Source organism: Streptomyces mesophilus, assembly GCF_040300965.1.
Lineage (GTDB): Bacteria > Actinomycetota > Actinomycetes > Streptomycetales > Streptomycetaceae > Streptomyces > Streptomyces mesophilus_A.
Genome location: NZ_JBEPEW010000002.1, coordinates 1 through 11,756, shown reverse-complemented (window position 1 = coordinate 11,756; position 11,756 = coordinate 1). Strand labels below are relative to the sequence as shown.

Annotated in this window: 10 protein-coding genes; 5 read left to right on the top strand and 5 right to left on the bottom strand. The window is 72.7% G+C overall.

The window, feature by feature from the left end; translation table 11 throughout:
- Positions 1-27: 27 nt before the first annotated feature.
- Genes ABT367_RS00865 through ABT367_RS00845 form a run of 5 tightly spaced genes read left to right on the top strand, consistent with a single transcriptional unit; the run spans position 28 to position 6,026 of the window.
- Entirely contained in the window at positions 28-1,116 is a 1,089-nt protein-coding gene (locus tag ABT367_RS00865; RefSeq protein ID WP_352248145.1) for a glycosyltransferase family protein, read from the top strand.
- Positions 1,113-2,597 (top strand): oligosaccharide flippase family protein, encoded by a 1,485-nt coding sequence (locus tag ABT367_RS00860; RefSeq protein ID WP_352248142.1) that lies wholly within the window; start codon positions 1,113-1,115, stop codon positions 2,595-2,597. Before ABT367_RS00865 ends, ABT367_RS00860 begins: the two co-directional genes overlap by 4 nt.
- Entirely contained in the window at positions 2,582-3,754 is a 1,173-nt protein-coding gene (locus ABT367_RS00855) for a glycosyltransferase family 4 protein (RefSeq protein WP_352248140.1), read from the top strand. The genes ABT367_RS00860 and ABT367_RS00855 overlap by 16 nt, the downstream gene beginning before the upstream one ends.
- On the top strand, positions 3,751-4,800 hold the full coding sequence (locus ABT367_RS00850) for a glycosyltransferase family protein (RefSeq protein WP_352248138.1): 1,050 nt from the start codon (positions 3,751-3,753) through the stop codon (positions 4,798-4,800). The genes ABT367_RS00855 and ABT367_RS00850 overlap by 4 nt, the downstream gene beginning before the upstream one ends.
- Positions 4,797-6,026 carry a hypothetical protein gene (locus ABT367_RS00845; protein WP_352248136.1) on the top strand — a complete coding sequence of 410 codons (1,230 nt, stop codon included), beginning with the start codon at positions 4,797-4,799 and terminating at the stop codon, positions 6,024-6,026. Before ABT367_RS00850 ends, ABT367_RS00845 begins: the two co-directional genes overlap by 4 nt.
- 54 nt (positions 6,027-6,080) lie before the next feature.
- Here the strand turns inward: ABT367_RS00845 and ABT367_RS00840 are convergent, their stop codons facing one another.
- The 5 genes from ABT367_RS00840 to ABT367_RS00820 all read right to left on the bottom strand — a co-directional run.
- Positions 6,081-7,868, bottom strand: a complete 1,788-nt coding sequence (locus tag ABT367_RS00840; protein ID WP_352248134.1) for a hypothetical protein — start codon at positions 7,866-7,868, stop codon at positions 6,081-6,083.
- Positions 7,869-7,901: 33 nt separating this feature from the next.
- Positions 7,902-8,948 carry an LCP family protein gene (locus ABT367_RS00835; RefSeq protein WP_352248132.1) on the bottom strand — a complete coding sequence of 349 codons (1,047 nt, stop codon included), beginning with the start codon at positions 8,946-8,948 and terminating at the stop codon, positions 7,902-7,904.
- A gap of 81 nt (positions 8,949-9,029) precedes the next feature.
- Positions 9,030-10,205, bottom strand: coding sequence for a glycosyltransferase family 4 protein (locus tag ABT367_RS00830; RefSeq protein WP_352248130.1), 1,176 nt, complete (start codon positions 10,203-10,205; stop codon positions 9,030-9,032).
- On the bottom strand, positions 10,202-10,939 hold the full coding sequence (locus ABT367_RS00825; protein ID WP_352248128.1) for an FkbM family methyltransferase: 738 nt from the start codon (positions 10,937-10,939) through the stop codon (positions 10,202-10,204). Before ABT367_RS00825 ends, ABT367_RS00830 begins: the two co-directional genes overlap by 4 nt.
- On the bottom strand, positions 10,936-11,756 hold an 821-nt coding region (locus ABT367_RS00820; protein ID WP_352248127.1), incomplete at its 5' end, for a WecB/TagA/CpsF family glycosyltransferase. The genes ABT367_RS00825 and ABT367_RS00820, both read right to left, overlap by 4 nt.

The following is an 11,756-nucleotide window of genomic DNA, read 5'->3' as shown; positions in this document are numbered from 1 at the left end:
CAGATCCGTACCGTCACGAGGCGAGCCATGGCACCCCCCACCGTCCTGCACCTCACCAACGACACCCGTCCGGACGTCCACCTCAGCTTCTGCGAGGCCTTCCGCGCCCTGGCCGCCGACGGCCTGCTCACGCATGTGCCACTCGCGCCTCTCGCCCTGCTGAACGCGGGACGGGAAGAGGCCGACGCCGAGATGCTGCGGATCGCCGAAGAGGCCCGCCCCGACCTGCTGTTCGTGCAGTCGCCCAGCCGCTTCCCCTGGACCGGCGAGGAGGTCGCGGCGCTGCTGCGGCGCCTCGGCTCGCCCACGGTGGTGCTGTGGGAGGGAGACGCGTGGGGCGGGCACAAACCGGTGACGCGGTCGCTGGCCGCGTGGCTGGGGCATGCGGACGCGGTGTTCAGCGTGGCCGTCGGCGCGCAGGCCCGCCTCTTCGGCCGGTACACCCGCCGGCCCGTGCGCTACATCGCTCAGACGGTCCCGGGACGTTTGTGGACCGACGATCCCGTGCCCGGTCCGGAGCACGCGGAGGACGACGTCCTGCACATCGGCGGCCGGTATCTGCGCCTCGGCCTTCTCGAGCGCGTCGACGGCGCTCGGCAGCGCGACCGCCTCGTGCGCTCCCTGCGGCGGCTGCCCGGCTGCCGGTTCGCCACATATGGCAGCGGCTGGCGCGGGCCCGGGGCTCTCGGTCCGCTGCGCTTCGACGATCAGATCCGTGCGCTGCGCGGGGCCCGGATGAGCGTCGGCTGGGACCACTACCGGGGCTACGCGGGCTTCTTCTCCAACCGCCTGCCGATCAGCATGTTCGCGGGCCGCCCCCATGTGGCCGCGCGGCCCGCGGAGACGTCATGGCTGCCCGGCCCCGAGTGCGGACTGCACCTCGTCGGCACCCCCGCGCAAGCCGTCGCACGGGTCACCGAGCTGCTGCGGGCCGACCCCGCCGAGCTGCACACGGCCGGGGTCGCCGGGCACGACTGGGTGCGCAGCCGGCTGACCAACCTCAACGCACTGCTCCACATGTTCAGTTCGTACCTCGACGTGCCCGCACCCCCGGCCGATCCATGGCAGGCCATCGCTGCCATGGACACCGCGGCGCGGGCGCCCCAGCCGGCATGAGCCGCCGCGTCCTGGGCGGCTTCGCCTGGTCGGCGGGCGGATCCCTGGCATCGGTCGTCGTCCTGCTCGGCTATACGGCCGCCACGGCCCGGCTGGTCGACCCCGGGGCCTTCGGCCGGTACGCGCTGGCCTGCACGGTCGGTGCCCTCTTCGGCCATGTCGCCAATGCGGGCCTCGCCACGTGTCTGCTGCGGGCCGAGCACCTGACGCGACCGCTGGTGCGCAGCGCACTCACCACGGGCGTGGTCACCGGCACGGGCTGCGCGACGGTCGTACAGGGGGCTGCTTGGGCGCTCGCACCCCTCACCGACGCGGAGACTGCACGCCTCGTCCAACTCCTCGGCGTACAACTGCTGTTGCAGCCGCTCGGCGGCGCCCTGCTCGCCGCCCTGAGGCGGGCGGGGCGGGCTCGGGAGGCGGCGCTCCTCGAAGTCGCCGGGCAGGTGCTCGGCTGCGCGGCCGGCATCGCACTGCTCGCCGCCGGCTGGAGCCCCTGGGGCCTGGTGGCGGCAGCACCCGTCGCCTCGCTGACCGCGATCGTCGGAGTGGTCCTCTCCGGGGCGCTGCGGGCGCTGCCCGCCGGACCCCCCGTACCGGTACGCGAACTGCTCGGCCAGTCGGGCTTCTTCGCCGGATACGGAATGGTGCAGTCGGCCACCAACAACGCGCCCTTGTGGTGCGCCGGGGCTCTGTTCGGGCCGGTGGCCGCGGGCTGGTTCTCGCGGGCCTCGCTCGCCACCGGCATCCCGCTCACCGCGCTGGCCCAAGGGGTGCAGCGCGCGAGCGCACCCGAGCTGGCGCAGGCCCGCGTGCGCGACGGCGGGGTGCTGCCGCGCCGGGCCGCGAGCGATCTGCTGTGCGTGACGTCCGGTGCGGCCTTCGTCGGCTTCGGTGCCGTGGCCGCCACCGGCCCCGACTGGCTGCTCGTGCTGCTCGGACCCGGCTGGGACGGTGCGGCCGCGCTGCTCCCGGCGCTCGCGCTCGGCGCGGCCTGCGCCCTGCTGTGTTCCACCGGGAACTCGCTCGACCAGATCCGCCACGCGGCGCGCGCCTCCCTCGTCTCGCAGTCCGCCGTGATCGCCGCGACCGGTGCGGCGGTCGTCGCGGCGGCCGCCACCCGCAGCCTCACGGTCCTCGCGCTGGCCACCGCGGCTCCCGTGGTGGGCCACGCGGTCCAACTGCGCCGTTGGCAGCTGGCATCGGTGCTCGCCGCCGGCCCGCTGCTCCGCGCGCATCTGGTGCACGCCTCGCTCGGCCTCGCGCTGTTCGCGGCCGGACGCGGGGCCGCACACCTCGGGCCCGCTCCGACCGGCCTGAGCGACCAGTTCGTCCGCGCCTGTCTGTCCACGGCGGCCGTCCTCGCCGTCGCCGCCCTCTGCGGGTGCTTCGCACGGCAGGTGCCCGCCGTCCGAGCCGTACGGGCCCGCGGAGCGTTCCGCGCCGCCGGGCCCACCGAGGAGGCCGTATGCGTATCGGCATGACCGGACCCGTGGATCTCGGCCCGCTCCGGCAGGCCCTGCCTCCGGACCTCCCCGACGTGTACCCCGGGCCTTCCACCGGCTGGCTGGCGCGCACCTGGTGGGAGCAGGGGCATGACGTCACCGTCGTGGCGCTCAGCTCTCAGGTGGGCGAGCAACGCACGTACGGAGACGGGTCGTTGCGCCTCGTCGTCGTGCCGATGCGGGAGCGTGGCCGCGCCCGTGACATGTTCCGCGCAGAGCGCCAAGGGCTCGCCGCGGCGCTGCGGAAGCAGCCGGTCGACGTGGTCAGCGCGCACTGGACGTACGAATTCGCCCTGGGCGCCCTCGCCTCGGGACACCCGACCTGCGTCACCGCACGGGACACCCCCTGGCGGTACGCCTGGGAGATGCGCAGCGCCTACCGCTGGTGGCGGCACACGATGGCCGTGCCCGCGACATGGCGGGCGACCGCCGTGAGCGCCAACAGCCCTTACACCGCCGCCCACTTCCGTCGGTTCCTCGGCGTCCGCCACCCGATCGAGGTCATCCCCAACGCCGTACGCGCCGACGCCCTTCCCTCGGCCCGGGCCCCCGAGCCCGGCACGGCGCCAGTGTTCGCGACCGCGTCCCAGGGCTGGGGACGCTGGAAGAACACCGCGGCCGCGCTGGGGGCGTTCGATCTCGTGCACGAGCAGCTGCCCTCGGCCCGTCTCGTCATGTTCGGGGCGGGACACGAACCGGACGGACCGGCCGCGACATGGGCGCGGGCCCGCGGGTTCGCCGCCGGGGTGGAGTTCGCCGGCCGGCTGCCGCACGCCGCCATGCTCGAACGGCTCGCGGCCGAGGCGCATGTCCTCGTGCACCCGTCCCGGGTCGAGTCCTTCTCCATGATCTGCGCGGAGGCGATGGCCCTCGGCATCCCCGTGGTGGCGGGCCGCAGCAGCGGGGCCGTGCCCTGGGTGGTCGACCGGGCCGGTCACCTCGTGGACGTCGACCGCCCCGACCTGATCGCCGAGGCGATGCTCCGGCTCGCGCTCGACGAGGAACACCGGCGGGAACTCGGCGAGTTCGGCCGCAGACGTGTGCGCACCCACTTCTGCCTGGACGACACCGCCCGGGCGTACACCGACTGGTTCGCCCGCACGCTCCGCCTGCCCGCCGTGGAGGAAGCCCGATGACCGCACCGCCGCTGGTGCTTCAGCTCAGCAATGACGTACGCGACGACGGCCCGGACGGCTCCTTCGCCCGGGCCTTCGCCGCCCTCACCGCCGAAGGACTCGTACGGCATCGCTCTCTCGCCCCGGCCGTGACACCCCTGGATCTGCGCCGCCTTGCGCGGGAGGAACGTCCCTCGTTGGTCCTCGTGCTGTCGCCGCAGTCACGCCCGTGGTCCTCCCGGCAGGTCGACGAGACGCTCCGCGTGCTCGGCGACCCCCCAGTGGTCGTCTGGGACGGCGATGCGTGGGGCGGGCTCTTCAAGCCGCTGCGGAAGAGCAATCTGCGGTGGATGCGGCGCGCCGGAGCGGTGTTCAGCGTGGCCGCCGGCCGGCAGCAGCAGATGCTGCACGACGCCACGGGTGTGCCGGTGCACTACCTCCCGAACGCGGCGCCCGCACGGTTCTGCGCGGACCGGCAGGATCCTGGGCCGGTCTCGTCACAGGTCACCTTTCTGGGCACCCGGCGCACCTTCTGCGGCGTCCAGCTGCTGCCCGACGACGGTGAACGCGTCGCCCTCGTACGGCAGCTCGCCCGGCTCGATGGCTGTGAACTCGCCGTGCACGGGCGCGGCTGGCGGGGCCCGTACGCGCGTGGTCCCGTGCCGTTCACCGAGCAACTCGACGCGATGCGACGGGGGTTGGTGACCACGGGCTGGACCCGCTACCGCAGCTACACCGGCTACGCCTCCGACCGCCTGGCCATCTCCCTGTGCGCGGGCCGCGTCCACGTGACCTCGCGCCAGCCCGGTCTCGACTGGCTGCCGGGTCCCGAGGACGGGCTGCACCTGGCCGACACCCCGGAGGAAGCGGCCGACACCGTACGGCAGTTGCTGGCGGAGGAGCCCGAGGAGCTGCTCGCGCGGGGGGCACGAGGGCGCGCCTGGGTACGCGAGCACCTCACGGAGACGCACGTCCTACGCCACATCCTCGCGCCGCACCTGGGGATCGCGGCCCCACCCGCTCCATGGGTCCGCGCGGCCCGACCCTCCCCCCTGGGGCAGGCATGATGAGCACGGCCCGCCGCCTTGCCGCGCCCCTTCTCCTGGCCCTGCTCCTCACCGGCTTCCACAGCACGAACGCCCAGCAGAGCTGGGGCTTCAACAACGACAGCTACCGCTACAGCCGGGCCGCCTTCGAGCTCCTCGGGCTCCCCCGGCAGGAAGCACAGTTGAAGTCGCGGGACGCCTACTGCGCCTCCCGGCCCGACCTCACGGCCTGCCTTGCCGCCAACCCGCGAGGCATCGAACCCGACCACCCCCGCTACGAGCGGATCTTCGACACCCGGCCCGGCTATCCGCTGCTCGCGGCACCTTTCATCGCGGTGTTCGGGGCACTCAAGGGCCTCTGGATGCTGTCCTTCCTGCTGACAGCGGCCTCCGGCCTCCTCACCTACACGTTGCTGCGCGTCAGCGGGCTGAGCCGCCTGCCGTCCCTCGCGGGCGAGGCCGTGCTCCTGACCGGCGGCCTCGGCTACTGGGGTACCCGGGCGCTCGCCGACAGCCTCGTCACCCCGTGCCTGCTGCTCTGCGGCATCGGCTCGGTGTACGTGCTCGCCGGGCGGCGCAAGGCCGGGCTCGGGATGCTTCTGGGCGGGCTTCTTGTCCTGGCGCTGACCAAGTACTCGACGGCCTTGCTGCTCGCGGTGACGCTGGCCGCCGCGAGCGCGTTGTACGCATGGCGCACGGCACGGCACGTCCCACGGCGCTTCGCGCTGACGACCCGGACCAGCGAACGGCACCGTGCGTGGACGGCACTGACCCTCGCATCGGCGGGGGCTGCCCTGTGGATCGGGGCCGTGACCGCGCTGCTCGGTCTTCCGGCAGCGAGCGAGACCGTGCAGGACACACTCACTCGCCACTTCATCCGTCCCGACGTCCCCGATCCAGTCCGCGGGATTCTGACACTCGAAGTGACGTACTGGCCGACCTGGTTCCACTACAACGTCGGCTTCGCCCTCTTGCTGGGTCTGTGCCTGTGGACCCTGTGGCACCACCGCCCCCAGCTGCTGCCGATCGCCCTGGCCACCGGCCTCACCGGACTCGGTACCGCCTTCGCTCACCCCCTGCTCGAGGAGCTCGACCGTCTGTGGGTCGTCGCGTGGGTGCCGGTGGCGCTCGGCGTCCCGGTCCTCGTACAGGCGCTGAGCACGCGGAGCACGGCTTCGCTGCCTGGGGCCCGCCCGGCTCAGGACCTCTCCGGGTACCGCCGCTCGCGACGGCCGTCGTTGTCATAGGCGTCGGGCTCCACTCGGGTCCGAGTCAGGTAACGCTCCCCCGCCGAAGGCCGGCTACCGCGGCCCGCACTGCCCCGACCGCAGGTACGGAAGATCCAGCAGGTGCGACCTGAGGACCGCAAGGTCGGAGCGCAGGTTCTCGGCGGCGGCCCGTTCGGTCACCTCGGGCAGCCGCTGCCGCAGGACGGGCGCCAGGTCCTGGCGCACCCGTACGTCGAACCAGGCCCCTTGCTGGATCGGCACAAGCCCGGCCGAGTGGTAGTCCGTGCCCTGGGCCGCGGCGACGAACGGCCGGGCGCCGGGATGAACCGCGCGCCAGCCGTCCGGGTCTTCGGGGCGCGCGAACAGCACGACGGATGTCAGAGCACGGTGCGCGGGACGTCCGTCGAGGTGGGGATTCGCCAACCCCAGGAGGTCCACGACCTGTTGGTTGCCGCGCAGGCACAGCGGCAGCAGTCCGGCATCGCCCACGGCCAGCGTCCCGGAGAGGGAGGGCTCGGCCGCGAGAGCGCGGCCCAGGGCCCCATGGGCGTTCTCGAGCCGATAGCGGTAACTCGACGCCCATGTCAGCTCGGTGGGAGCCGTGGCGGAGACCGCGAGCGCCACCGTGCAGGCCACGGCGAGCAGCATGCCGGGGCCGAGGCGACGGACCCGGCGGACGAGCAGCCAGGTCGCTGCGCCGATCAGCCCCAGGGCCGCCATCCGTGTCACGGTTCCCGCGCCGGCGGTGAGGACTTCCAGAGCGACGGCGAGAGCCGCGGCGCATACGAACGGTCGGGTCGCGGACCCGCGTCGCAAGGGTCTGCACAGCAGGACCAGGGCAACGGGGAACATCACCTGCCAGCCGGCGCGACCGGCGTAGTTCATCACCAGGGAGGACGTCTGGTAGACGGCCAGGACCACAGCGGCGGAGAGCATCGCGAGGAGCAGCGGAACGGCGTTCTGCATCGCCTGCGGTGTACAGCGCACCCTGAGACGCCCGGCCTTGCCGGACCCTCGCCCGCCGAGGAGCGGACGCGCCAGGACGACCATGACGCACACCGCGAGTGCGGCGGCGACGAGCGCCCAGGACGGCAGAGCCCTGACGGCATCGATCCAGTTGTCCTTGCCCGTGGACTTCACGTAGAAGGTGTTCGGGAAGAACCGGCCGAAGTACCAGGCTCTGGCTCCCCAGTACCCCGCGAGGATCACCGCGACGAGCGCGGCACCGTAGGCGTCCCGCCGCCTACGGCTCACGCCGAGCGCCCACAGCTCCGCCACCGCCGCGTACACCATGCCTTCGGGCCGGGTGAGTGCGACGGCCAGCGCGGCCATGTGCCCCACGATCCCGAGCGAGCCCCGGCGGTACACGAGGCCGAAGAGCAGGGCGACCAGCAGCGCGAACGAGGCCGTTTCCAGACCACCGAAGAGGTGGATGTGGAATACGGGGTTGAGTGCGGCAAGTGCGTACAACGCGAGGGTCTGCGGGCGCGGCAGCCCCAAGCGCCGTACTACCAGGGCGTAGGCGATCAGCAGCCCAGCCGCAACAAGTTTGAAGAACAGCTCAGGCGGCAGGCCGAGCAGCGCGGGAAGAACAGACAGGCCGGTGAAGAGCGGGTTGGTGTAGGCCTCGACGAGCGGAGCGCCTGGCCCGTTCCAGTTCCATACCCCGCTCTCGGCCAGTGTCTGCCCGTACCGCCAGGAGATGAAGGCATCGTCGACGGTGAACCGGGAGAAGACAAAAGCGAGGATCAGGGCCCCGGCGGTGACCCCATACCCCGCGACGCGGCGGCGCTCTCGGCGCGAACTGTCCTGTCCTACCAGGGTCGTCGGGACAGGGCGGGATGGGGCGGCGGTGGTCACGAGCGTTCTCCTCGGCCGTGCATCAGTGGTCGACTACGACTTCTCGAAGTAGGGCCGCTCGCGTCGGCCGTCCTTGTCGTACGCGTTGTAGAGGTGCTCCGGCAGCGGCTTGTCCGCGCGCAGGGCCTTGAACAGGGCGCGGGCCTCGTCCTCGACCAGCTCGTAGCGGCCGATGTAGTCCGGGTGTTCCGTGGTGGGCAGCGTCACGGTTCTGAAGGCGCTCGGTGGCAGATTCCGTGCGCTGCTGAGCAGTGAGTACAGCTCGGCGGGTGAGTCCATGCCGGAGTCCGCGGTGAGCGAGCCGGTGACCGCGTCCAGCACCGGATAGACCTTCGTGGGGCTGGTGAGCGTGCCCGCGGCCGCGACCTTCTGGGCCAGGTTGCGCAGAAAGTCCTTCTGCCGCTCGATGCGCTGCAGATCGCTGCCGTCGCTGACACCGAGCCGGGTCCGCACGAACACCAGCGCGTCCCTGCCCTTCACCAGCTGCCGCCCGGGCTTGAGCGTGATGCCGTACTCGGGCTCGCTGATGGTCTCCGGCACATCCACCTCGACGCCCCCGACCGCGTCCACCACATCCATGAACCCGCTGAAGTCCACGACCAGATGGTGGTCGACCCGCACCCCGCTGAGCTTCTCGAAGGTACGGATCGTGCAGCCCGCGCCGGCCCGCTCGTAGGCCCAGTTGAACTGCGCGAACTCGGCGTCGGTGCGGTTGCCTTCGGGCGTCAGACAGGCCGGGATGTCCACCATGAGGTCCCGCGGGACGCTGGTCATCGAGGCGCTGCGGCGGTCCGCCGACAAGTGCAGCAGGATCGTGGTGTCGGCGCGGGTCGAACCCCAGCCTGCCTGGCTGTCGGTGCCCATGAGCAGGATGTTCTGCGCCTTGCCGACCTGCTTGTGCGGCCGCGATCCGTGATCGGCGCGCAGCGCGCGGTCGGTGGCCTCGTCGGTGCGGATGTTGCTGTCCAGCTTGGCGTACAGCAGCCATCCCGCACCGGCGACGGCCAGCAGGACGACGCCGGCGGCGATGCCGATCCGGCGCAGCAGCTTCAGCCTTCTCGTGCTTGCCTCACTCCGCATGTGCTCCTGCCTCACTCCGCATAGGTGCTTCCGTCACTCCGCACGTGTGCCTCCCTCGACTGTTCCGGTACGAGCACCTCTTCACGGGCCGTCGACGGGGGCGGCTTTCCGGGCCCGGCGACCTGGGCCGACGGACAGGAGCCCGTCGATTCCGGTGGCGAAACGGGCGGCCATGCCCTCGGTCGTGTAGCGGGGGGCGTCGCAGCGGCAGGCTCGGCGCAGCGCGGCCAACTGACGGGGACGGGCGAGGAGTTCGGCGACCTGTTCGGCGTACGCGGTGTCGGGGACGACCAGGGCGTTGCGGCCGTGCTCCAGATAGCCGAACTCCGGCCCGTGATACGGCCAGGGCGTGGTGACCAGCGGGGTGCGCAGGGCGAAGGAGTCGACGGCGCAGAGCCCGACCGCCCCCGGTACGAGCATCACGTCCGCGAGCGCGCCGAGCCGGGCCTTCTGTGCCGGGTCCGCCGGTCCGACGTACACGGCCACCGGCGAGGACTCCACCAGGTCCCGCTGCCGACCGTCCCCGGCGACGACGAGCCGGAAGCCGGGGACCCGTGCGGCGATCTCCTCGGCACACGCCAACAGGAAGGGGATCCGCTTGAGTTCGTCGACCGCGCCGATGTAGAGAGCCGTGCGCCCGGGCTGCAGCCCGTACCGCTCGCGCAGCTCCCGCACCTCGCCTTCGCCGACCGCGTCCCGCGCGGTCGCCAGTGTCGTACTGTCCAAGGCGTTCTGCACGACGGTGATGCGCTCGGCCGCAAGGCCCGCCCCGCGCGCGTATGTGGCGCCGGCCTCCGTGTACGCGAAGAACCAGTCGGCCCGGCGGGTCAGTGCGGCCTTCGCCCGCTGCTCGGCCCGGCCGTGCGCCGACACATGTGTGTGGCCGTGGCCCCACAGGCCGACCGGAATCCGCCGGCGCGCGAGCAGCGGATAGACGCGCAGGTTGTTGAGAGCCTGGGGAAGGACAACGGCGTCATGTCCTCGGACGAGCCCGCCCAGACCCTGGTGCCAGACCAGTTCGCGCCCGGCGGCCCGCAGGACCCGCTGCCGCAGCGGCGCGGCGCCGGGCAGCACCAGCTCGTCACCGCGCGTGGCCCCGTATCCCGTGGGGCGGCCGTGCGCGACGGTCAACTCGACTTCCGCAGCGGACAGTTCCTGGCGCAGTTGCGCCAGGAACGGCAAGCGGTATGCGGTCAGATACGGCAGGACGAGCGCGACCCTGCGGGTGCGGCTTCCCGCGGTCCGCGGGGTCCTCACCGCTCCTCCTGCTCCTTGAAGAGCACCAGATCGCACTGCAGCATCTGCCCGCTCGCCGGATCGGTGAAGCCCGGGACGACCGACATCAGGGTCATGCCGAACTTCTTCTGGGCGTGCGCGAGCGCGTCGTTGAAGAGCAGGCCGCCCTCGTACAGCGGGACGAGGGAGGTTTCCAGCTGGAGGCCGGCGATCTCGTCGGCGATATCGCCGAGACCGCGCAGGACATGGGCCTCGAAGCCCTGGACGTCCAGCTTGAGGAAGATCCGCTCGCCGGGGGCCGTGACCTGTTCCCACAGGCCGTCCAGGCGCCGGACCTCCGCGTTCTGGCGGCCGGTGTACGCGGCGTGCGGGGCGGCGTTGCGGTGACGCGGAAGCATCGGCAGGACGGAGCTGGAGGCGCCGGAGTTGCCCGCCACGTTCATGACCGTGGTGCCGTCGGTGTCCCCCAGTGCGTACGGCAGTACCGTCCAGCGGTCGTCCTCCTGGGAGGCGGCGAGGAGATCGGTGCGCGGTCCGGTGAGCGGCTCGAAGGACACGATGCGGCCGTCGAAACCGGCCGCGCGCAGCATGGAGCCGTAGCCGCCCGCGTGGGCGCCGACGTCGAGCACGGTGTCGATCTCGAAGCGGCGCAGGAGCTGCACGAGTTGAGGACCCGACCAGCTGCCGGGGTAGCGGCAGATGTCGATGCCGAAGCGCTGGACGGCGCGGCGGGTGCGGTGCAGAAGCGTGGTCATGGCCGGTGGCCCTTCCTCGGGGTACGGAATGTCGCCAGCAGGAACCGCGGATGCCCCCACAGCACCCGCCGCCACAGCCGCCGCGGCTCGCTGCACAGGCGGAACAGCCACTCCAGGCCGGTGCGTTGCATCCACCCGGGCGCCTGCGGCTTGTTCCCGGAGACGAAGTCGAAGGCGGCGCCGACCGCGACGTAGACGGCGGGGTGCAGTGCGGCGAGGCGGGCGGCCTCGTGGTCCTGCTTGGGGGTGCCGAGGCCGAGCCACACGATCTGGGCGCCGGACGCGGCGATACGGGCGCTCTGCGCGGCACGTTCCTCGTCGGTGAGGTCGCGGAAGGGCGGGGCCTCGGTGCCGACGATCCGTGCGCGCGGACAGCGCGCCTTCAGCTCCGCGGTGAGGGCGTCGAGGACCTCTCGGGTCGAGCCGAGGAGGTAGTGGCGAAGGCCCACCGCCTGGCCCGTGGCGAAGACGTCGAGGAAGAGGTCGGGCCCGTAGACGCGCGCGCGGGGCAGCGTGCGGTCGCGGTGCAGCAGCCGGTTCGCCCACACCACGCCTTGTCCGTCGGGCAGGTTGAGGGTGGCCGCGCGAAGGAGCCGGTGCAGCTCCGGGTCGGTGTCGGCGAGGGCGAGCGTGTACGCGTTGCACAGGTGCACATCGGCGGCCGCGCCCTGCGCCGCGAGCCGGACGACCGCGGCCGCGCCCTCGGCCGGCGTGATCGCCGCGATGGGGACGCCCGCACAGGGGACGGTGGCGGCGGCCACCGCCGGGGGCAGCGGCGGCGGGGGGGCGGGGTGGGGTGCGGGGATGGGGGGGGGGC

What these genes read in the sequence shown, in the direction of transcription:
- ABT367_RS00865 (WP_352248145.1), top strand. Translation starts at nt 28, where the DNA reads ATGGCACCCCCCACCGTCCTGCACCTCACCAACGACACCCGTCCGGAC.
- ABT367_RS00860 (WP_352248142.1), top strand. Translation starts at nt 1,113, where the DNA reads ATGAGCCGCCGCGTCCTGGGCGGCTTCGCCTGGTCGGCGGGCGGATCC.
- ABT367_RS00855 (WP_352248140.1), top strand. Translation starts at nt 2,582, where the DNA reads ATGCGTATCGGCATGACCGGACCCGTGGATCTCGGCCCGCTCCGGCAG.
- ABT367_RS00850 (WP_352248138.1), top strand. Translation starts at nt 3,751, where the DNA reads ATGACCGCACCGCCGCTGGTGCTTCAGCTCAGCAATGACGTACGCGAC.
- ABT367_RS00845 (WP_352248136.1), top strand. Translation starts at nt 4,797, where the DNA reads ATGATGAGCACGGCCCGCCGCCTTGCCGCGCCCCTTCTCCTGGCCCTG.
- ABT367_RS00835 (WP_352248132.1), bottom strand. Translation starts at nt 8,948, where the DNA reads ATGCGGAGTGAGGCAAGCACGAGAAGGCTGAAGCTGCTGCGCCGGATC.
- ABT367_RS00825 (WP_352248128.1), bottom strand. Translation starts at nt 10,939, where the DNA reads ATGACCACGCTTCTGCACCGCACCCGCCGCGCCGTCCAGCGCTTCGGC.